The 21,732-nt window shown below is 34.9% G+C and carries 20 protein-coding genes; 16 read left to right on the forward strand and 4 right to left on the reverse strand.

Translation table 11 applies throughout. The features are described from left to right. The first annotated feature begins 255 nt into the window (after nucleotides 1-255). Genes IGJ76_RS02680 through IGJ76_RS02700 form a run of 5 tightly spaced genes read left to right on the forward strand, consistent with a single transcriptional unit; the run spans nucleotide 256 to nucleotide 4,617 of the window. A complete protein-coding gene (locus tag IGJ76_RS02680) occupies nucleotides 256-798 on the forward strand; it encodes a helix-turn-helix domain-containing protein (RefSeq protein ID WP_067481550.1) in 543 nt (180 codons plus the stop codon). A 17-nt stretch (nucleotides 799-815) separates the two neighbouring features. Next, complete coding sequence (locus IGJ76_RS02685; RefSeq protein WP_067481551.1) at nucleotides 816-1,901, forward strand: ABC transporter ATP-binding protein; 1,086 nt, start codon at nucleotides 816-818, stop codon at nucleotides 1,899-1,901. Nucleotides 1,902-1,913: 12 nt separating this feature from the next. Next, nucleotides 1,914-2,720, forward strand: a complete 807-nt coding sequence (locus IGJ76_RS02690; RefSeq protein ID WP_067481552.1) for an ABC transporter permease — start codon at nucleotides 1,914-1,916, stop codon at nucleotides 2,718-2,720. Next, complete coding sequence (locus tag IGJ76_RS02695) at nucleotides 2,720-3,547, forward strand: ABC transporter permease (RefSeq protein ID WP_067481553.1); 828 nt, start codon at nucleotides 2,720-2,722, stop codon at nucleotides 3,545-3,547. The genes IGJ76_RS02690 and IGJ76_RS02695 overlap by 1 nt, the downstream gene beginning before the upstream one ends. After that, a complete protein-coding gene (locus IGJ76_RS02700; RefSeq protein WP_086270608.1) occupies nucleotides 3,544-4,617 on the forward strand; it encodes an ABC transporter substrate-binding protein in 1,074 nt (357 codons plus the stop codon). The genes IGJ76_RS02695 and IGJ76_RS02700 overlap by 4 nt, the downstream gene beginning before the upstream one ends. Nucleotides 4,618-5,004: 387 nt before the next feature. Here the strand turns inward: IGJ76_RS02700 and IGJ76_RS02705 are convergent, their stop codons facing one another. After that, nucleotides 5,005-5,871: a helix-turn-helix domain-containing protein gene (locus IGJ76_RS02705; RefSeq protein ID WP_067481556.1), complete on the reverse strand. Its 867-nt coding sequence runs from the start codon at nucleotides 5,869-5,871 to the stop codon at nucleotides 5,005-5,007. A gap of 180 nt (nucleotides 5,872-6,051) precedes the next feature. Here IGJ76_RS02705 and IGJ76_RS02710 point away from each other — a divergent pair, with 180 nt between their 5' ends. From IGJ76_RS02710 to IGJ76_RS02755, 10 genes are all read left to right on the forward strand, one after another. After that, the gene (locus tag IGJ76_RS02710) at nucleotides 6,052-6,849 is read left to right on the forward strand and encodes a hypothetical protein (RefSeq protein ID WP_368027139.1); all 798 of its coding nucleotides are present in this window, start codon (nucleotides 6,052-6,054) and stop codon (nucleotides 6,847-6,849) included. 21 nt (nucleotides 6,850-6,870) lie between these two features. Further along, nucleotides 6,871-7,302 (forward strand): thioredoxin family protein, encoded by a 432-nt coding sequence (locus IGJ76_RS02715; protein ID WP_067481558.1) that lies wholly within the window; start codon nucleotides 6,871-6,873, stop codon nucleotides 7,300-7,302. 374 nt (nucleotides 7,303-7,676) lie between these two features. Continuing rightward, the gene (locus IGJ76_RS02720) at nucleotides 7,677-8,816 is read left to right on the forward strand and encodes an ArgE/DapE family deacylase (RefSeq protein WP_067481560.1); all 1,140 of its coding nucleotides are present in this window, start codon (nucleotides 7,677-7,679) and stop codon (nucleotides 8,814-8,816) included. Nucleotides 8,817-9,596: 780 nt separating this feature from the next. After that, a complete protein-coding gene (locus tag IGJ76_RS02725; protein ID WP_067481562.1) occupies nucleotides 9,597-10,418 on the forward strand; it encodes a PRD domain-containing protein in 822 nt (273 codons plus the stop codon). A 101-nt stretch (nucleotides 10,419-10,519) separates the two neighbouring features. Further along, nucleotides 10,520-11,284 carry a carbohydrate deacetylase gene (locus IGJ76_RS02730; RefSeq protein ID WP_430596715.1) on the forward strand — a complete coding sequence of 255 codons (765 nt, stop codon included), beginning with the start codon at nucleotides 10,520-10,522 and terminating at the stop codon, nucleotides 11,282-11,284. A 59-nt stretch (nucleotides 11,285-11,343) separates the two neighbouring features. Beyond that, nucleotides 11,344-12,717 carry a PTS transporter subunit EIIC gene (locus IGJ76_RS02735; RefSeq protein ID WP_244897524.1) on the forward strand — a complete coding sequence of 458 codons (1,374 nt, stop codon included), beginning with the start codon at nucleotides 11,344-11,346 and terminating at the stop codon, nucleotides 12,715-12,717. A 14-nt stretch (nucleotides 12,718-12,731) separates the two neighbouring features. Beyond that, nucleotides 12,732-14,060 carry a maltose-6'-phosphate glucosidase gene (locus tag IGJ76_RS02740; protein ID WP_071868641.1) on the forward strand — a complete coding sequence of 443 codons (1,329 nt, stop codon included), beginning with the start codon at nucleotides 12,732-12,734 and terminating at the stop codon, nucleotides 14,058-14,060. Nucleotides 14,061-14,071: 11 nt separating this feature from the next. Continuing rightward, complete coding sequence (locus IGJ76_RS02745; protein ID WP_067481570.1) at nucleotides 14,072-14,530, forward strand: PTS sugar transporter subunit IIA; 459 nt, start codon at nucleotides 14,072-14,074, stop codon at nucleotides 14,528-14,530. 145 nt (nucleotides 14,531-14,675) lie between these two features. Further along, on the forward strand, nucleotides 14,676-14,852 hold the full coding sequence (locus IGJ76_RS02750; RefSeq protein WP_169819321.1) for a hypothetical protein: 177 nt from the start codon (nucleotides 14,676-14,678) through the stop codon (nucleotides 14,850-14,852). Nucleotides 14,853-15,116: 264 nt separating this feature from the next. Beyond that, the gene (locus IGJ76_RS02755) at nucleotides 15,117-15,203 is read left to right on the forward strand and encodes a putative holin-like toxin (protein ID WP_353879443.1); all 87 of its coding nucleotides are present in this window, start codon (nucleotides 15,117-15,119) and stop codon (nucleotides 15,201-15,203) included. A gap of 914 nt (nucleotides 15,204-16,117) precedes the next feature. Here the strand turns inward: IGJ76_RS02755 and IGJ76_RS02760 are convergent. Together IGJ76_RS02760 and IGJ76_RS02765 are read right to left on the reverse strand one after the other, a co-directional pair. Beyond that, complete coding sequence (locus IGJ76_RS02760; protein ID WP_270607272.1) at nucleotides 16,118-17,731, reverse strand: FAD-dependent oxidoreductase; 1,614 nt, start codon at nucleotides 17,729-17,731, stop codon at nucleotides 16,118-16,120. 458 nt (nucleotides 17,732-18,189) lie between these two features. Continuing rightward, nucleotides 18,190-20,124: an ABC-F family ATP-binding cassette domain-containing protein gene (locus tag IGJ76_RS02765; protein WP_067481574.1), complete on the reverse strand. Its 1,935-nt coding sequence runs from the start codon at nucleotides 20,122-20,124 to the stop codon at nucleotides 18,190-18,192. A 223-nt stretch (nucleotides 20,125-20,347) separates the two neighbouring features. On the opposite strand from IGJ76_RS02765, the gene IGJ76_RS02770 reads away from it, so the two are divergent. Further along, nucleotides 20,348-21,001, forward strand: a complete 654-nt coding sequence (locus tag IGJ76_RS02770; RefSeq protein ID WP_067481576.1) for a redox-sensing transcriptional repressor Rex — start codon at nucleotides 20,348-20,350, stop codon at nucleotides 20,999-21,001. 367 nt (nucleotides 21,002-21,368) lie between these two features. Here IGJ76_RS02770 and IGJ76_RS02775 read toward each other — a convergent pair whose 3' ends face one another. Continuing rightward, nucleotides 21,369-21,728 (reverse strand): thioredoxin family protein, encoded by a 360-nt coding sequence (locus tag IGJ76_RS02775; RefSeq protein WP_067481578.1) that lies wholly within the window; start codon nucleotides 21,726-21,728, stop codon nucleotides 21,369-21,371. Nucleotides 21,729-21,732 lie beyond the last annotated feature (4 nt).

Here is a 21,732-nt window from a genome sequence, read left to right on the forward strand (position 1 = left end):
TCAAAATTTTCTTATATCATACCATAAACGCATCATTTTTTTTGGAGTTCTTTCTCTAAGCTTTTTATAAAAAATGAGGAATGCATTCTGAAAAAATTTTTCTATGCTGTAGTTGTAAAATTATTTTTTTCCCGCATTCTTTTTTCTCCAAAAAAATAAACAGAAAGGGTTGCGTTTTTTGTCAAAATTCGTATACTAATACAGGTGATTGTAAACTTTAAGTTTACTATTAGAAAACTTCTGATGGAGGAAAAAATGGAAATCGGGGAAAAGTTACGAAATTTACGAATTCAAAAGAACTTGACGCAAGAAGAACTTGGCGAGCGGACAGATTTATCAAAAGGCTATATTTCTCAATTAGAAAGAGACTTGAGTTCGCCATCAATGGAAACTTTTTTTTCCATACTTGAAGTCTTGGGTGTCTCACCAGAAGAATTTTTCCGCCAAGAAGCATCAAGTTTGCAAATCGTTTATTCAGCAGAAGATCATACGATTTATTTTGATGAAGAAAACGGTTATGAATTAGAATGGTTAGTTTCTGATTCAAATGAAAAAGAAATGGAACCAGTTCTCTTGACGTTTGAGTCAGCTGGTGAGTATAAGACATTTGAACCTTCTTTATCCGAAACGTTTATTTTTGTGTTAGAAGGGGAGTTAGAGTTAACCTTAGGTGAGAAGAGTTATTTTGCAAAAGCAGGTCAATCTGTTTATTATCAAGCGACAAAGCAACATCAGTTGAGAAATCATTTGACGACCAAGACGAAAGTATTGATTGTTGCGACAAAATCGTATTTATAAATTGGAGGTATGAAGAAGTGGGGAACCCAATTATTGCGTTTGATCGAGTAGTGAAACGCTATGACGATGAAACAATTTTAAAAAAGGTTAGTTTTGAAATTGAGCAAGGGAAATTTTATACATTGTTAGGGCCTTCGGGATGTGGGAAAACAACGATTTTACGAATTATCGCTGGTTTTACGGAAGCTACTGAAGGAGATATTTATTTTGAAGGGAAACGACTGAACGATCTTCCCGCAAACAAACGTCAAGTAAATACGGTTTTTCAAGACTATGCGTTATTTCCTCATATGAACGTCTTTGATAATGTTGCTTTTGGATTACAAATTAAAAAAATGCCTAAAAATGAAATTCGAAAAAAAGTGACGGATGCGTTAAGAATGGTTCAGCTTCCTGGGTACGAAACGAGAGAAATCAGTGAAATGTCTGGAGGACAAAGACAGCGTGTTGCGATCGCACGCGCTATTGTTAATGAGCCAAAAGTCTTGTTACTTGATGAGCCATTATCTGCTTTGGATTTAAAACTACGAACAGATATGCAATATGAATTGCGTGAATTGCAACAACGTTTAGGAATCACTTTTATTTTTGTAACACATGATCAAGAAGAAGCTTTGGCAATGAGTGACGAAATTTTTGTTATGAATAAAGGCAAAATTGTTCAAAGTGGTACACCAGTGGACATTTATGATGAGCCGATTAATCATTTTGTTGCTGATTTTGTTGGAGAAAGTAATATTGTTGATGGTGTGATGATTGAGGACAACTTAGTCGAATTTGTTGGGAAACAATTTGAGTGTGTAGATGGTGGAATGCGTCCCAATGAACCAGTTGAAGTCGTTTTACGCCCAGAAGATTTGAATATTACGACACCAGACAAAGGAAAATTAGTTGTTACCGTAGACACACAGCTGTTCCGTGGCGTACACTATGAAATTATTTGTTTTGATGAACAACACAATGAATGGATGGTTCATTCAACGAAGAAAGCCAAAGAAGGAAGTAAAGTAGGTCTTTCTTTTGAACCAGAAGATATCCATGTTATGCGTTTCAACGAATCAGAGGAAGACTTTGATGCACGATTAGAAAGCTATGAAGAGTAAGGGGGTTGTGTAATGAAAACAATGCGGAGAATTTATTCAGTCCCTTATATGTTGTGGCTAGGATTATTTGTAATTGCGCCAGTTATCATGATTATTTACCAATCGTTTTTTGACATGAATGGGCACTTCACCTTAGCCAACTACGCTACGTACTTTACCTCAGGAACGTATCTTTGGATGACCTTTAACTCTGTCTGGTATGCGTTTTTGATTACAGTTTTTGCGTTACTAATTAGTTATCCAACAGCTTATTTTTTGACCAAATTGAAACATAAACAATTGTGGCTGATGCTGATTATTTTGCCAACGTGGGTCAACTTACTGCTGAAAGCTTATGCATTTATTGGTATTTTTAGCATCAATGGAAGTATCAATCAGTTTTTTGACTTCATTGGTATTGGCACGAAACAAATTTTATTTACCGATGTGAGTTTCTTATTTGTTGCGACTTATATTGAGATTCCCTTTATGATCATGCCAATTTTTAACGCGCTAGAAGAGTTGAATCCATCGTTAATTAGTGCGAGCCGTGATTTAGGTGCAAATAATCTAGAAACATTTCGTCGCGTGATTTTTCCTTTATCTTTAAATGGTGTGAAAAGTGGGGTCCAAGCAGTCTTTATTCCTTCACTTTCTTTATTCATGTTAACGCGACTGATTGGAGGAAACCGTGTGATCACTTTGGGGACAGCAATTGAGCAACACTTTTTGGTCACCCAAAATTGGGGAATGGGTTCGACGATCGGTGTTATTTTGATTATTGCGATGTTCGTGGTCATGCTTTTAACCGGTGAAAAGAAAAAAGGAGGGCGATCTTAATGAAAAAATTCAAGTGGTCATATGTTTATCTAGCCATTGTTTTTTTATTGTTGTATTTGCCAATCTTTTATTTGATTTTCTACTCCTTTAATGATGGCGGCTCTATGACAAGTTTTACTGGCTTTACTTGGGAAAATTATCAAGCAGTTTTTGAAGACACGCGTTTGATTATTATTGTATTAAATACATTCATGCTTGCCTTTTTATCTGCATTGTTAGCTACGATTATCGGGACGTTTGGTGCAATGGGGATCTATTACACGAAAAAAAGAAGTTCACGCACAGCTTTGTTGAGTATGAATAATATTTTATTGGTTTCACCAGATGTAATTATTGGTGCCAGTTTTTTGATTTTTTTCACTTTACTGGGCTTTGGTTTAGGATTCCAAAGCGTGTTACTTTCGCATATTGCGTTTAGTATTCCGATTGTGGTACTGATGGTGCTACCAAAGTTACAAGAAATGAACGATTCGATGGTTGATGCCGCCCGCGATTTAGGCGCAAATAATTTTCAGGTAGTAAAAAATATCATTTTACCTTTTCTTTCTCCGGGAATTATTGCGGGGTATTTCATGGCGTTTACCTATTCATTAGATGATTTTGCTGTGACCTTCTTTGTTACAGGGAATGGGTTTACTACCTTATCAGTAGAGATTTATTCTCGTGCACGCCAAGGAATTAGCTTAGAAATCAATGCGTTGAGTGCCCTCGTTTTCTTGTTCTCGATGATTCTAGTGATTGGCTATTATTTTATTAGTAAAGAAAATAGTCCAAAACGGGGTAAAAAAAATCGTCGAGTACGTGAGGAGGTGGCAAAACTACAATGAAAAACTTGCAATCCTTATTTTTTGGTATCGTGATGATTATTGTTGTTTTGTTATTCGGCGTTCATCAATTGGAAAAATCAAGTGGCATGACCAATGCCAAAATTTTAACGATTTACAACTGGGGCGACTATATCGATCCTAGTTTGTTGACTAAATTTGAAAAAGAATATGGTTATAAAGTCAACTACGAAACATTTGACTCAAATGAAGCGATGTTTACGAAAATCCAACAAGGTGGAACGAATTACGATATCGCGATTCCAAGTGAATACATGATTCAAAAAATGATTAAGGAAGAATTACTGTTGCCACTGAATCACTCCAAAATCACAGGGTTGAACAATATCAATCCACGATTTTTAGATTTGGCTTTTGATGAAGGAAATAAATACTCGGTTCCTTATTTTTGGGGAACTTTGGGGATTGTTTACAATGATAAGTTTTTAAATGCAGGACAAATGCAACATTGGGACGATTTATGGCGACCAGAAGTGAAAGATAGCTTGATGTTGATTGATGGTGCCAGAGAAGTGATGGGACTTTCTTTAAATAGTTTGGGTTATTCCTTGAATAGTAAAAATCTTTCAGAGTTACAAGAAGCTGCAGACAAATTAAATCAGCTAACCCCAAATGTCAAAGCAATCGTAGCGGATGAAATCAAAATGTACATGATTAATGAAGAAGCATCCGTTGCTGTAACTTTCTCAGGAGAAGCAGCCGACATGATGTCAGAAAACGACCATTTGCATTATGTTATTCCCACAGAAGGTTCAAACTTATGGTTTGATAACATTGTGATGCCAAAGACCGCAAAGAATACGGAAGGTGCGTACGATTTTATCAATTTTATGCTTAAACCAGAAAATGCAGCACAAAATGCAGAATATATTGGCTATTCAACACCGAATGCTGCAGCAGAAAAATTATTACCAAAAGAAATTTCCGGGGATGAACAATTCTATCCATCAGATGAAACGATTGCCCATCTAGAAGTCTATGAAAATCTTGGTCCTAAATATTTGGGTATCTACAATGATTTATTTTTGGAATTCAAGATGTATCGCAAATGATGGCAAAACTCAGTAAAACTGGCGAAAACTCAAGGTTTAAAAGCCTTTGCTGACGTGCTTTTAAAAGCTCAGTTTTCCAATTTTCTACCAAAAGCGTCTTTTTAGGCGCTTTTTTTGTGTTATTTTATCTTTTCTACCAGTAATTTTATACCAGACAAATAGTGAGCAAAACACTTGGGGTGTCTGACTTTATTCCCTGTTTTTTAAATAGAAAAAAAGCAATAAAAAGGTAGTTAATAACCTAATTATTGCTTTTTAGAAGTTGGCTGATCTAAAAATATTTAATTGAATTTATAAGAACTGTGACAGTTAATCTTCCTCAATGAGTAATTCTTTTCTCAAAATTTTAATTGAATAATATCGTAATAATCATATGAATTATTCTATTTAATCATATACAGAATGAAAGAATTCTTCTAGCTCAATTGCTTTCTTTTTGTTGTCTAAAATATAGAAGATGTTAATCAATTTCTCTATCTTGTTAAAATCGATATTCATTGTTTTTCCTTCGCAAATTGGTGATAGTGTACTAAAAAATTTATAGTAAATTTGCTCATATGTATTTTTAGAATTTACTGCAAGCTTTTCTAAAGGAGATAAGAAAGTAGACAATAAATCTAATGTTTTTCTTTCAAAAGCCAAATAGCATCCATTTATTAAAAATGATGTGTAAAGTGATTGATAAACATTACTAGTATAAAATAATATCATTTTTTCCTCACTATCTTTAAAAAGAAATTTTATAGTTTCAGTTGGGAAAATAAACATTAGGTTATTAAACGTTGATAATTCAAAATAGCCCCAATTTTCTACTCTAAATAGCCTATCTTTAATATACATAATCTCTTTTTCAAATAATTTCAAGTTTAGTAAATTTTTCTCTTTGGCTAATAGGATATTGAACTGAATCAACAAAATATAGTAGTACTCATCATTTGTTTGTTTAAGTAGGAGAAGTAATTGTTCTCTAAAGGTTTCTGCTATTTTTTGTTTGGGTTTTTGATGAATAATTTCTAAAAATTTTTTTGCTGCAATTTCTTTTGTTGTAATTTTGTTGTCATGAAGGTAAAACATAAACTCTGGTAACTTCACATTCATTCTATCTAAATATTTATGGAGAGTTTCAGACGAAAGTTGTGTGTGACGGGTTTCGAATGAACTCAAAGTAGTTCTAGAAGAAATTTGCTCCGTTAAACTTGATTGAGATAGTCTACGTTCAACTCTTAATTTTTTTAATAAGTCAGCTTGATCCATACATACCTCCAAAAAAGAGACGCATTTTTGTTCATTTTATCATACCTCTATATATGCATAGTAAAATAATTTTAGAAAAAATAAAAAGGAGGAGCTATTTATGGATACATATACGTGGGAAATTGAACCACCACTATAAAAGTCAAGCAAACAATTATGAAGAAAATGGAGGAAAATATCATGTTAAAATTTTTTAGTGTAAAAAGAATGATAAAAATAGGATTGTTAGCTATTTTGTTAGCATTATTAGTACCTGTAGTAACTAATAGTGTATACGCTGAAACAGTTAAATACTCTAAAGAAACCATAGCAAATAATCCTGAAAACTTAAATAAATCTTTTAACAAGATGAAAGCAATTGCAAATAAATCACAAGTAATTACTACTCCAGTAATTACTAAAATGATAAAGAGTAAGGCGTTGAATTTCATCAAAGAAAATAAAATAGTTTTGAACGGAAAGAATGCTAACTTACTATGGAATAATTCAAAAATTTTATCTATAGAGGAAGAAAATGCAAACTATAAATCTATCTCTGTACCAATAGAAGGTGAAGAATATAGTTACTTTAGTAATTTAACAATTGTATTTGATGAAAGTGGAAACTTAACCACTTATTCTGAAACTTTGATCACCAAAAATCAATTAAATAAGTTTGTCATTACAAATTATAGTGATGGTGAAAAAGTAAATGAGTACAACACAAATATAGATTACGTAAATAATTCTACGTTAAAAGAAGCTTTAATTAGCCTTAAAAAGGGTGTGAAAGAAAATGTAAATGCTAGAGGAATTGGAGCAATAGCAGGTTGCATAGCTGCAATAGCAGGAATAAATGCTACAGTAGCATATTTGATTGCTGGAACGTGCATCGCAGCCTGCCCAGCTGTTGCCCCAATCTGTGCTGCATGTATAGCAGGTGTGTGTACAATAGGAGCCGCAGATATTGGTGGAATCATTGCTTGTTTCAAATTGTAAAAAGGAAGGAATATTTAAGTTGTGTTAGCAAAAAGAAGAAAGAGTGTTGTTTTATTATTTATTATCTTTTTAATTAGTAGCATAGTATATTTTTATGCTAATCAAAAAGAAAAAAATTTTAATCCTTTGACTAATGTAAATAATGATCAAATTCAAAAATTAATTACTAATGCTAATACTGAATATATTTATGTTGGCAGACCAACATGTGAAGAATGTCAGAATTTTCTTCCTAAATTAAAATCTGTCTTAATAAAAAAAGAACAAAAAATATTTTATTATAACATTGATAATGCACGTGAGGAAAATCAAGACAAATTAGTCCAAGAATTAAACAAATTAGACATAAAAATAGTGCCAACCATCCTTTATGTTGAAAATGGAAAAGTAAGCAAGAAATTGGAGGGGGACATCAATAAAAACAAACTAGAACAGTTTTTAACAGATGGATGAAGTTAATACTTGAGTGGAGGTGCTAGTTCTGAAGAAAATAAATAGCAAAACAACTATTTTAGTTAGCCTTGTGAATTTTTTATTAGCAATCTATTGGTTAGTTTTTCATTTCAATAACATGCATCTAGTAGATGTTTTTATCATTGGCTGGCTTATAGTAAATTTTATTTTACTTTTCAGTAGTGCTGTCAAAAAATAATAAAAATTTGGACATTAGATGTTCTACCAAAAGCGTCTTTTTAGGCGTTTTTTTCTTTTTTTTCCACAATAAAAATGGGTTCTAACATAAATTTTTCGAAGCATTTGCAATGGAAGTTTAAAAAATGAATTGTGATACAATGTGGATAAAATAAAATGGGATGGGAGAGAGTCAGATGAAAAAAGAAGAAAAAATTTCCATTTTGCAAGACCTTATTCGTATTAAATCAGTGAATGGCAATGAAGCTGAGGTAGCATCCTATTTGAAAAAACTTTTGGCTGAGCATGGAATGAAAAGCGAGATAGTTTCTTATGCTAAAGGACGAGATAATTTAGTTGCTACTTACCAAAGTGGCAATGCAGGAAAAGTTCTAGGTTTATCAGGACATATGGATGTTGTTTCTGTAGGTGATGAAGCTGCTTGGACTTATCCACCCTTTGAAGCAAAAATTGAAGGAAATCGTTTATATGGTCGTGGAGCAACAGATATGAAGAGTGGACTTGCAGCAATGGTTCTTGCGATGATCGAGTTAAAGGAAACTGGAAAACCATTTAATGGAAAAATCAAATTATTAGCTACGGTGGGTGAAGAAGTAGGGGAACTAGGTAGTGAACAATTAACCAAAGCAGGCTATGTCGACGACTTGAATGGATTGATTATTGGTGAACCAACCAATTACAATTTGCTGTATACTCATATGGGTTCAATCAATTATACTGTCGCATCTTATGGTAAAGAAGCACATAGTTCTATGCCACAAGAAGGATATAATGCAATTGATCACTTGAATGAATTCATGACAAAAGTTAATGCAGAGATGAAGTGCATTGCAGAAATAGTTGAAAATCCTGTTTTAGGTCGGACGATTCATAACGTAACAATTATTAACGGAGGGAATCAGGTTAACAGCATCCCTAGTTATGCACAGCTACAAGGAAATATTCGTTCGATTCCAGAATTTTCAAATGATAAAGTCATTGAAACGTTGCAAAAGATTGTCGATGTCTTGAATCAAGGGAATGAATATCAACTTAAATTAACAATTGATTTCAATAAAATTCCGGTAAAAGCGAATCCCAAGTCTTCTTTGATCCATAGTATTCAAAAACAGTTTGAAGAGCCATTACCATTATTTGGTGCTGCCGGAACAACTGATGCAGCTGAGTTTACCAAAGCAAGACAGCCATTTGATTTTGTTGTATTTGGGCCAGGTGTACCAACCTTGCCACATCAAGTGAATGAGTATGTTGAAATTGATAATTATTTAGCGATGATTGATAGCTACCAATCAATTATTCTTGATTATTTAGCATAACATCATTATTTTTTTGTGAAGTGTGCTTTGAATTTTTACGTTGTAGAAATTTTCTAGCAGTTTGTAAAGGCTTAGAGGCTGGTTAGTGAATGACTAACGAGCCTTTTTTGTGGCGCTCAGTTCAATTTTTTTCTTGTTAATAAATAGCTGATGTTGACACTCATTAATTTCATTAAAATCGTGATACTCTTGATGTAAAAATAAAGATCATTCAATTAGACAGCGTACATATAAAATGAGAAACTTATCAAAGCATGTAGAGGTGAGTGATAGTAAATGGCAAACAATTGATTTAATACGGTAGCTAGAGAGACTGTATCTTTTTTATTTCTTAGGAGCGCTGTTTTTGCAATGCTACTTGATCTGTTGAGTTAGCTATTTTTTTGCATAGGGAGGATGTTTACTTTTTCTTAAACAAATCCAAAAAAAAGACAAGGTTTCAATCATAATTTCTTCACAATTAAGTTCTATTATAAATACATACCAACAAACAACCCTATACTTTTTCATTTTTACTCCTCAAGTAAAAATAACTCCTAAGGCCGCGGCTACCCACCGCGGTCGTTTTTTTGCTATTTTGCTAGAAAACTGGTTTCATAATGAGAGTGGTTAAAAAAACATTGACAGCGTTTTCTTTATTTGCTATATTGGGCGTATAAATAAAGAGGGTGCAACTATTAAATTAGGCACGACCTAGGAAAAGTACTTTTCTTAGGTCGTTTTTTGTTGTTTTAATAGTAGATCACATAAAATTATTCTTTAGAGAGGATCCGTGCAGCAATGAAAGTTGTAAAAAAAATCAATCATAATGTGGTGCTAATTGATGATGAAGGAATAGAGAAAGTTGCGATGGGAAAAGGAATAGGTTTTTCTACTTCTGTCAATGAACTATTTGATCCGACTGTTGCAGATAAATTTTTTACTTTAGATTCTAAAGAAAAAACGAAGATGTTTACGGAAATGGCTGCTCAGATTCCAATCGAATTTATTGAGTTTTCTGAAGAGGTGATTCAATTTATTTCAAAAAATATCTCATCTCAGCTGGATTCAAATATTTATATCGCATTGACAGATCATATTTATTTTGCAATCCAAAGACAAAAGGAAGATAGTCAAGTAACAGCTATTATGTTGCCTGAGATGAAGTTGCTTTATCCTGATGAATATGAAACAGCAAAAGAAGTCGTTGCTCTTATCAATCAACGGTATGGGACACAATTAGGTGCTAATGAAGTTGGGTTTATTACAATGCATATTATCAATGCGGAATTGGGTGAGCCCAATAGTTTTAATAGCTTGAAAATATTGGAAATGACCAAAGAAATCAGCTTGGCATTGGAAGAAATTTATGGCTATCGCTTTGATACAGACTCCTTGATCTATTCCCGGATGATGATCCATATCAAATTTTTGGCAAAACGGTTAGTTTATCAAGAAGATTCTTCAAGTAAAAATATTGGTTTTTTTAGTAATGCTTTTAAGGAAAGCGAGCCATATCGAGTCGCTTTTGCAATCAAAAAAATGATTGAAGAAAAGTTTCATTTAAACGTTCAAGAAAATGAAGTGACTTATCTCGCAATCCATTTAGCAAGAATTCAATAATTAGGGCGTAACTATCAGGTAGGCGTAACCTTTTGAAACACAAAATTTTTTGTGGTCATGAGGTTGCGTCTATTTTTAGTGAAAAAGAAAGGAAGGAAGAAATGGGAAAAGTAATAATTAATTCAGATGATTTTGGTTATAGCAATGGCGTAAATTATGGAATTGTTGATGCTCATCAGCAAGGGATTCTAACTTCAACAACTTTAATGGCAAATATGCCAGGATTTGATCACGCAGTAAAGTTGAAAAAAGAATTACCAGATTTAGGGGTTGGCGTTCATTTAACGTTGACATGTGGAGAACCACTTTTGAAAAATGTAGATAGTTTGATGGATGGAGCAAACTTCAAAAAATTAGCTTTTTATCAACGGCCTTTTGAAATAGATGGTGACCAGTTATATGAAGAATGGAATGCACAAATTCAAAAGGTTTATCACGCTGGAATCATTCCGACTCATTTAGATAGTCATCATCATACGCATACTTTTGGAATGAATCAGGAAGTTGTTGTGGCATTAGCAAAAAAATATGGGTTACCTGTTCGTGGAAACTTTGAAAAAAGAACAGAAGTTCGGCACGTTGATTATTTTGAACCACATTTTGATGATGTTGGAGAAAGTATTGTAGAAAAACGTCAGATTAATTGTTCAGTAGAAGAGTATTTAGAAGGACTACTAGAAATTTTACGTGAAGAAAAAACTGTTGAAATCATGTGTCACACAGCTTATATTGACCAGTTGCTGTTAAATGGATCAAGTTTTATTTATCCACGAGTCAATCAAGTTGAATTTTTGATTCACTCAGCTTTTGCGAAACAAGTGAAAGAAGATGAATTGATTGAACAAATCACGTACCAAGAATTATAGATAAGGGGGAGAAAAAGTTGCAAAATTTTAAAGAAAGCGTACAAAAACTTGGTAGAGCAATGCTGTTACCGGTCGCTGCAATGCCGTTAGCTGGATTAATCATGCGTCTCTCAGCTGATGATATGTTAAATATCCCAGTGATTGGGGCTGCCGGAAATGCTGTATTTGGAAATTTGGATATTCTATTCGCAATTGGGGTAACGATTGGATTTGCGAAGACGAAAGACAAAGGGATTCCTGCACTTACAGGTTTCTTGGCAATTGCAACGTTGAAAAAAGGATTGGAAATCATGAATCCGGCAGTCAACATGGGGATATTTGGAGGGATTATTTCTGGTTTGATTGCGGCTTGGACGTATAACCGGTTTAAAGAGCAACGCTTACCAATGGTGTTTTCTTATTTTGCTGGTGAAAAATTTCCATTGACGATGATCATGATTTTTCAGACGATCACTGCAGTTATTTTTGGCATTTTATGGCCATTTGCACAAGCGGGGATCGACAGTTTTGCTCGATTATTGGTCAATATGGGTGCTTTTGGTGTCGGAATTTTCATGTTCTTGAATCGTCTACTGATTCCTTTTGGACTGCACCACGTGCTTAATACGTATGTCTATTATGATCTAGGTAGTTATACTGCGCCCAATGGCGAGGTTTTTCGAGGAGAAATGACCCGTTTTATCAATGGTGACCCACAAGCAGGCTTGTTTTTATCTGGATTTTTTGTGGTTATGATGTTTGGGGTACCAGCGATTTGTTTAGCTATTTATCGAGCTGCGTTTAAAGAAAATAAAAAGATGGTGAAAGGGATCATGGGGAGTGGAGCAGCTACTTCTTTTATCTCGAATATCACAGAACCAGTAGAATTTAGTTTTATGTTTATTTCACCAATGCTATACGTTGTTCATGCGGTATTTGCTGGTTTGGCTGGAATGGTTTGCTACTTGTTGAATATTAGGATTGGTTTTACATTTGGTGCTTGTATCGTAGACTATCTAATCAATTTTAAGATTGCGACGAATGCGATTTTGATTCTTCCAGTTGGCCTCGTATTTTTTGGATTATACTATTTTACTTTTTATTATTTAATCAAGAAACGGGACATTCCAACTTTAGGAAGAGAAGTGGCAACGGAATATGGCGCTGAGGCAGTAACTGAGGAAAATGAGTTGGTTTTAGCAAGTAAAAATTATGAATACATGGCAAAAAAAATGTTGCAAGCTTTTGGTGGTTCCGAAAATATTTCTGATGCGTTTAGTTGTAACACACGTTTAAGAGTTGAAGTGGAAAAACCAGAAATTGTTGATGAACAACGTATCAAACAGTTGGGCATCAGTGGCTTGATAAAACCAACAGAAAAAAATTATCAAGTCATTATTGGGTTAGAGGTTACGTATGTAATGGCGGAATTCAATAAATTATTAGAGCAATAGAAAGGAAGAAAAATATGACAAAAAAACAAATTATTACAATTGCTGGTGGAGGTAGCACTTATACACCAGGAATCATTCAAGCAGTATTAAATAATTCAGAACGCTTACCACTCTCAGAAATTCGGTTGTATGACATTGATGCACAAAGAAATGAGGACATGTACTTGATTATTCAGTATATGTTGGAGAAAGAAGGTTTTTCAGATGTCGTAATCTCATCAACAGAAGATCCAGAAGTAGCTTTTACTGGTTGCGACTTCATTTTCTCGCAAATTCGAGTTGGTGGTCTGAAAATGCGTGAAAAAGATGAAAAAATTCCTTTGAGTCATGGTTTGGTTGGTCAAGAAACTTGTGGTTTGGGTGGCTTTGCTTACGGGATGCGTTCAATGAGCGGGCTCTTGGAAATCGTAGGATATGTACAGAAATATGCACCTGAAGCATGGATTTTGAATTATACGAATCCTGAATCAATTGTTTCGGAGGCTGTTCGTCGACGCTATCCAAAAGCGAAAATGATTAATGCTTGTGATATGACAATCTCAATTGAAGAAACAATTGCGATCAACTATGGGTATGATCGTAAAAACTGGATTCCGACATATTATGGATTAAACCATTTTGGTTGGTACACAGCTATTTATGACAAGAAATTGAAGCGTGATGTTATGCCTGAAATCATCAAAAAGCTGAACGGTCAGGAAATGCAGGTTGCAGACTTTAATGCTGGAGATCAAACATGGCAAGAAGCATTTAGTATGATGTCTGTAATTACAAAGAACTTTCCACAAAATATTCCGAATAATTATTTAGAGTATTATTTATATCCGGATATGGTTATTGAGCATTCTGACAAAAACTATACTCGTGCTAATATGGTGATGGAAGGGCGAGAAAAAAATACCAAAGAAATGGCGAAAAAAATTCGGAATGGTGTGACCAAAGATGTTTTAAACTTTAACTTTGGTGAACATGGTCAATATATCGTTGACATGGCAACCTCTTTACTAAACGATGAGCGCCGACGTTTTATGTTGATTGTTCCGAATCAAGGTGCTATTCCTAATTTACGCCCGGACGCCGTGGTAGAAGTTCCTGCTTATGTCGGAGCAACAGGTGTGGAACCCATTTCCTTGAGAGAACCAATTTGTGATTTTCATAAAGGTATGATGGAAGCACAAGTAGCAGCAGAAAAACTATTAGTTGATGCTTATTTTGAAGGTTCATATCAAAAAGCATTACAGGCATTTACACTAAATCAAACAGTTCCTAATGCCAGAGTTGCGAAAAAAGTTTTGGATGAAATGATTGAAGCGAACAAAGAATACTGGCCAGAATTAGTTTAGGAGATGAAAGAATGCTTTTTTTTAAAACGAAGAAGATGTTGAAGTCTGTTGCGAACGGCTATGTTATCCCATTAGAAGAGGTTGATGATGAAGTTTTCTCTTCAAAAATGATGGGTGAAGGCTATGCCATAAAACAACATGATGGTAAGGTTTACGCACCGGTTGAAGGACGCGTGGAGAGTATTTTTCCAACGCTTCATGCACTCACGATTGCATGTAAAACGGGTGAGAAATTATTGATCCATATGGGAATAGATACTGTGGAATTAAAAGGTAAACCTTTTTCAATTCAAGTAACCAAAGACCAGAAAGTAAAGGCTGGAACATTGTTGGCTATTATCGATCTTCCACAATTAGAAAAAGCACAAAAAGAGGCTACACTTATGGTTGTTTTTCCGGGAATGACTAAGGGGAAAATTTTGAAAGAAAAACAAAAAGTTTCCTTACAAGATGAGTTGTTCCAATTTTAGAGCAAAAAGAATATCATTTATTTTTCTCTCATCCGAAGTAAGGAGCATCGTGTACTATAAGGAATTGATCCAACAAACTGAGACAAATTAAAAAAGCACCTCTTGTTGAATTCAAATAAAATGAATTTAACTAGGAGGTGTTTTTTTGGGGGGAATCGAGTCGCTTATCCGATTTCACCTCAAAGAAATGGCTATACAGATGAAACAAAATGAAATTCCTGTAAAAACGATAATGGGAGAATTAGGTATTAAGAACAAAACACAAATAGAAACGTGGCGGCGGTGGCTTACTTTTGTTTTTTTTAGGAATGTATTTTTATAAAAAAGTGGTATTTAAAAATATTGCAGAGTTAGAGGTATTAGAATATTTAAAAAAATCTGTCGTTATTGAATCAAGTGATCCATTTTAAAGCTGGAAATAATTATTTAGTATTAAGAATGAGAATTTTATATAAACTATCGAAATTATTCAGCAAAGAGATATGCTATAATTAAGAGGTAGAAAAGTGAAAAGATGGTGGCTAATCTCTTGAAAAAGGGGTGATGCCTATGGTTCATAGCTTTATCCCTAGAAGGGAGTAGGCACGTGTCAAGTTTTGAAGCAATTCAACTGATGATCGCTTTCGCGACGTTAGTTTTGCTGATTATTGACCATAAAGACCAAAAAAAATAACCATCTAAAACACTTTGGCGAGTAGTTAGATGGTTAAAAAATCAAAACAATAAAAGCATAAAAGCCACCGTCTTTTTAACGGTTCTACATTGGAGCTATGTTAGAGCATAGTTCCTTTTTCTTGTCTTTAGTATATCATAATTCTTTTGAAAAATACAAATACTAGATTGCTAGTAGAAAAAATGTCCGCTAGTATGTTTAATGATTATTTAGAAAAATGGTTGAAAGAACCTAGATTTAAAGTGATGTTTGAAGCTGAAAATGATAAATTGACTAGTGTACTTGATTCTCAAAAAGAATGGACAAAGACTCTGATTTAAGAGAACAGGGTCGAGTAGACACTGATTATTATATTAGGAAAAATGATAACAATATCATTAGTGATAAAGAATTTGAGAAATTGCTAAAAGATGATAGTAATAATTTTGAATTGATTTATGAAGTAAAATAATCAAAGACTAGTTAGCGTATGGAAGTGCAACTACTTTTTGATACAAAATAAAAAGAGCAACTCAATTTGATGGAACTGACCCAACAAACTGAGACAAATTAAAAAAGCACCTCTCGTTGAATTCAAATAAAATGAATTTAACTAGGAGGTGCTTTTTGGGAGAAAAATCGAGTCGCTTATCCGATTCACATCAAAGAAATGGCTATACAGATGAAACAAAATAAAATTCCTGTAAAAATGATAAGGAAGAATTAGGTATTAAGAACAAAACACAAATAGAGACATGGTGGCGGTGGTATCCTAACGATGAGAATCACCGACTGGTCCAATTGGGGCCACAACCTAATTCGCGGTGTTCCCAAAGCAACTCCTTCATATAGCTTACAGTCACTTCAAAATATGAAGAGCTATTTTAAGTGACTGCTTGCTATCATGTCGGAGCTGAACGCTTAGCGCCACAACCTTATTCCTCAATCATCATTGTCTTAATACCAAAACCTGCCAAAATTCGAGCAGAAGTATACGTATTCAACCCTTTTCTAAAAGTAAGAAAGACTTGTCGATCTTTAGGAATTTCATCAATTCGATCACGCAATTCGTTCATCGGAATATTTTTGGTTGCTTCGATACTACCAGATTTTGGCTTATCTGTTTCGCGGATATCTAAGAAGAAACCATTTTTTAATTCTTCTTGGGTTAATTCACTTGCTTTGATTGTTTCCACTGTATTATTCAGTTGATTGATTGCAACGTAACCAGCGATATTCAATGGATCTCTAGTAGTTGAATAAGGTGGAGAGTAGGGCAACTCAAGATCTGGTAAATCAAAGACAGTTAAGTTTCCTGTAATGGCAACAGATAATTCCCCAATTCGTTTATCGACACCATGTTCACCAACTGCCTGCCCACCCAAAATTTTACCAGTTTCTGCTTCAAAAATCAGTTTGAGATTTAGTCGAGTAGCACCTGGATAAAAATTAGCATGATCAAAAGGTGTAATGAAAATTGTTCTATAGTTAGTGATACCTGCGTCTTTTAATTGGTGTTCAGTAAGACCAACATAACTTGCAGTATAGTTAAAAATTTTTGCTACACCTGCACCAATATATCCACGATACGTAAATGGCGCACCATTTACGATATCTGCTAGTAGATGGCCTTGCCGATTTGCCGCACTTGACAACATGCTTGGTGTTGGCTGATGAGTAATAACACTAGTTGTTTCGATAATATCACCAATGGCAAAGATATCAGGAAGATTTGTTTTTAATTGATTATCAACGATAATTTGGCCATGCTCATTCATTGAAATACCAGCAGACTTAATGATTTCATTATTTGGTGCTACACCAGTGGCAAATAAAATCATGTCGGGATGCAGAAGAGCTCCATCTGATAAGTGGACTTCGCTTCCTTGTTGTCGAATTTCATTGATGTGCGTATTTAAATGAACCGTTAAGCCTTGTTCAATTAGTTTATCATAGACTAAATCGGCAATCTCATGATCGTAAGGAAAAGCAACTTGATCTAGCTGGTCGACTAAAGTCACTTCCATACCGCGATGCTTAAAGTTTTCAGCTAGTTCCAATCCCATGACTCCAGCACCTAAAACTAAAACATTTTTCGGAGCATTGTTTTGAATGAAGGATTGGATTTTGTCGGCGTCAGTCACACTACGCAAAACAAAACCATTTTCGGCTTGGTCTGCACCAGGGATTGATGGTAAAGTAGGACGAGCCCCCGCAGAAATAATTAGATAATCATAATTTGTTTGGCTGACTTGGCCAGTTGTTAAGTCATGGATGGTCAACTCTTTTTTATCTGGGTCAATCTTTGTGACTTCGTGTTTTGTAAAGACATCAATATTGTTTTTAACTTTTAAAATTTCAGGTGTCCGCTCGATCAATGAATCACGATCATCAATTACTTGTCCGAGATAATAAGGAAGTGCACAACTAGCATAGGAAATGTGTTCACCTCGTTCATAAATCACAATTTCATGTTCTTCATTTAATCGGCGTAAGCGAGTCGCAAAGGAAGGACCGCCAGCAACGCCACCAATGACTACAAATTTCATAAAAACAACTCCTTTTCTAATTTGAATAGTACTATTTTATTTGTAATCCAGCAAAGAATTGTGCCGGAAGCAAAGCAAGTAATGGAAATGAGCAAAAAGAAAAAAGCATGTGAGACGAAAAAAAGTCGCTACATGCTTTTTTGACAAGTAAATAATTGTTTTATTTTGTGGTGAAGATTTTTAATTTTTTTGTCAGCTTAATGTTGTGTGTCACAACTTTAGCTATAGTGTTCCCAAAGCAATTCCTCGAAATAATTCATAACTGTTCGAAAATATGAAAAGCTATTTTGAGTGCCCGCTGACTATCTTTTCGGAGCTAAACGTTTTGCGCCACAACCTTATTCACGGTTTTCCCAAAACGGCTTCTTCGGCAATAAGTCATTTTTCATAAAAATATGCGAAACTATTTTTAGAAAAATTTTCTTATTGCTTGAAGCTAAACGTTTTGCGCCACAACCTTATTCATACTCTTCCAACTCAATACTCAAGTTTTCCCAATCAACTAGCTTTTCTTCTTGCTCAACTCGCGCATTTTCCAACTGCTGGTTCAAGTCGTTTAATTTTACATGATCGTCAAGAACATCAGGACGAACCATTTCGGCCTCTAGCTGTGCAATTGTTTCGTCCAATTGTGCCATTTCTTCTTCGACTTGCGTAATTTTTCGACTTAAACTACGCATTAATTTTTGTTGTTCTTTACTTTGATAGTAATTTGATTTGCTAGTGGGTGTTTCAACGACTTCTGTTTGTTCTTCTTTTGCCAAGAGTTCTGCAATTTCTTCTTCTTCCTGTTTCTTTTCCAAATAATAATCATAGTCGCCAAGGTACATCTTGCTACCATTTTCAGATAACTCAACAACCTTTGTTGCGATACGATTGATAAAGTAACGGTCATGAGAAACAAAGAGCAGGGTACCATCGTAATCTATCAGAGCATTTTCTAGAACTTCTTTATTATCAATGTCCAAGTGGTTTGTTGGCTCATCAAGAATTAAAAAGTTTTCTTGATTCATCGCTAGTTTGGCTAAAGCAACTCGTGCTTTTTCGCCACCACTTAATAACGGAATCGTTTTTTCAACATCTTCGCCAGAAAATAAAAAAGCTCCTAGCGCACTACGAATTTCTTTTTCCGGTAAAGTAGGATGTTCATCCCATAATTCTGCCAAAATTGTTTTATTTGTGTGTAAGTCTGCTTGTCCTTGGTCATAGTAACCAATTGTTACATTCGTTCCAAGGTGCTGATTCCCTCGAATAAAAGGCAGCTGATGAATAATTGATTTAAGCAAAGTTGACTTCCCGATTCCATTTGGTCCAACGAGAGCAATCGCTTCTTGACGACGAACATCTAAATTAATTGGCTCAGATAATACTTCACCGTCGTAGCCAATTGCAGCATCTTCCACTTGTAAGACAACATTTCCAGAAGGTTTTTCTGCGTGGAAAAGAAAATGCGCTTGCTTTTCATCCCCTTGAGGACGATCTAGGCGGTCCATTTTTTCTAGCGCTTTCCGACGGCTTTGGGCACGCTTAGTTGTTGATGCTCGCACAAGATTCCGCGCAACAAAGTCTTCCAGTTTGTGAATTTCTGTTTGCTGTTTTTCGTATGCTTTCCAATCACTTGCAAGTTGTTCCGCTTTTAGGTCAAGATATTTGGAATAATTTCCTTTGTAATGACGCATCTTTTGACGGCTAAGCTCGTATACTTCAGTGACAACTTTGTCAAGAAAATAACGGTCATGTGAGACAATTAGTAAAGCACCTGTGTAGCCTTGTAAATAATTTTCTAACCATGAAAGTGTTTCAATGTCCAGGTGGTTAGTTGGTTCATCGAGAATCAAGATGTCTGGATGTTGCAAAAGCATCCGAGCTAGTGCAAGACGGGTTCGTTGGCCACCTGATAAAGTATCGATTGTTTGTTCATAAAAAGAAGGATCAAATTTGAATCCATGCAAGACGGAACGAATTTCGTTTTCATAACCATAGCCGTTTTTGTCGGAAAATTCGTGTTGTAATCGATCATATTCTTTTAAAAAAGAGTCGTAAGCAGGTGTTTCAGGGACTCCTTCACTGATTGCAATCTCTAGTTCGCGCATGCGTTGTTCCATTTTGCGAACTTCTGCAAAAGCTTTTAGCATTTCGTTCCAGACGGTTTCATTAGAAGACAAACCGGTATCTTGCGCTAAGTAACCGAGTGTAGCTGTTTTATTTTTGGTAATCGCGCCTTCATCCGGAGCTTCTAGACCTGCAATTATTTTTAGTAATGTTGATTTTCCAGCACCATTGCGACCAACTAAGGCAATTCGTGCGCCAGTGCTGATTTCTAAATGAATATTTTGAAACAAAACGTCCGCACCAAAATGGCGGGCGACTTGGTTGGCTTGTAATAAAATCATCGAATCCTCTTTTCTACTTTGTGAATTCTTCTAGGAATAAAAAGTAATTTTCAACTTGTAGTCTACCATAAATTCATTAAGACTGCGAGATTAGCGACAATGATAAAAAGATGAATAAAGAGTAAAAATTCACAATATCCGAGCAATCAAATTGATTTTTTCCTATAGATACTGCTATGATGGGTAAATCAAAGAAAAATTAGAAACTCGTGGAGGTAAGCAAGTGAAAGATCATATAATTCCAAAGGCAACAGCAAAGCGTTTGCCCTTATATTATCGTTATTTGAGAATTTTAAATAATGCTGGAAAGAAAAAAGTTTCTTCAACTGAATTAAGTGAGGCAGTCCAAGTCGACAGTGCAACTATTCGACGTGACTTTTCTTATTTTGGAGAACTAGGAAAACGTGGCTATGGGTATGACGTGGAAGATTTAATGCACTTCTTTGCTAAAACGCTAAATGATGATCAACTAACAAACGTTGCCTTGATTGGTGTCGGAAATCTTGGAAGCGCCTTGTTAAAATATAAATTCCATCAAAGTAATAGTATACGTGTTAGCTGTGCTTTTGATGTCAATGAAGAAATCGTTGGAAGAATTGTTGATGGAATCCCTGTCTATCCAATGGATGATATGATGGAACAAATCAAGATCCAACAAATCGAAGTAGCTATTTTGACTATCCCAGCTTCAAAAGCGCAAGAAGTAGTAAACCGTTTAACTGAAGCAGGAATCAAAGGGATTCTCAACTTTACCTCTGCGCGATTAAACGCGCCAGCAGATGTTTTGATTCAAAATGTTGACTTAACAAACGAATTACAGACATTGATTTATTTCTTGCATTCAGATGCAACTTTAAACACAATGGATGAAGAATAAGCTAAAGAAGGTTGTGGCGCAAAGCGTTTAGTTCCGACAAGATAGCGAGCAGGCACTAAAAATAGCTTTCCATAGTTTGAAGTGAATGTAAGTTATATGGAGGAGTTGCTTTGGGAACACCGCTGAAAAGGTTGTGGCGCAAAACGGTCAGCTCTGACAAAATAATGAGTAACTGACAAAAATAACCTTTCATATTTTTGGACAGTTGTGAATTATTTCAAGGAGTTGTTTTGGGAACACCGCTTATTCATAAAAAAGAACCTATGGTAGAACTAAAAATAAAACGTTTCTCAATTTAAAACCGCCTAAAATAATCGTTTATAAAAACGAATTTTAGGCGGCTTTTCTATTTGAGCTATTCTTGTCATTATCCCTTTTTTGTGTTGAAAATTTCTTCATAGTTTAGTGCGTCAGTAGTATGGGTTATTTGAGTTAAAAGGAACTCAATTTTTTCTAAGTCAATGAAACGTGCTTGACGTGCAATCTCTTTTCCTTTGTGAAAAATCAAAATCACTGGGACAGTCAAAACTTCAAATGTGCTAGCAACCTCAGGAATTTCGTGAGCATCCAAATGCAAGGCAGGAATATCGAATGAAGTGAGCAACTTCTGTAAACGTGGTTCAATTGCATGACAGACACTACAATGAGGCATGGAAAGAAAAAGGACAACCGTGTCTTCCGTGTCGATGAGTTGTAATGCTTCTGCTAGCTGAGTTGTTTTCTTCATTCAA

Origin of the sequence: Enterococcus sp. DIV0175, assembly GCF_050529075.1 — a bacterium.
GTDB lineage: Bacteria > Bacillota > Bacilli > Lactobacillales > Enterococcaceae > Enterococcus_B > Enterococcus_B thailandicus.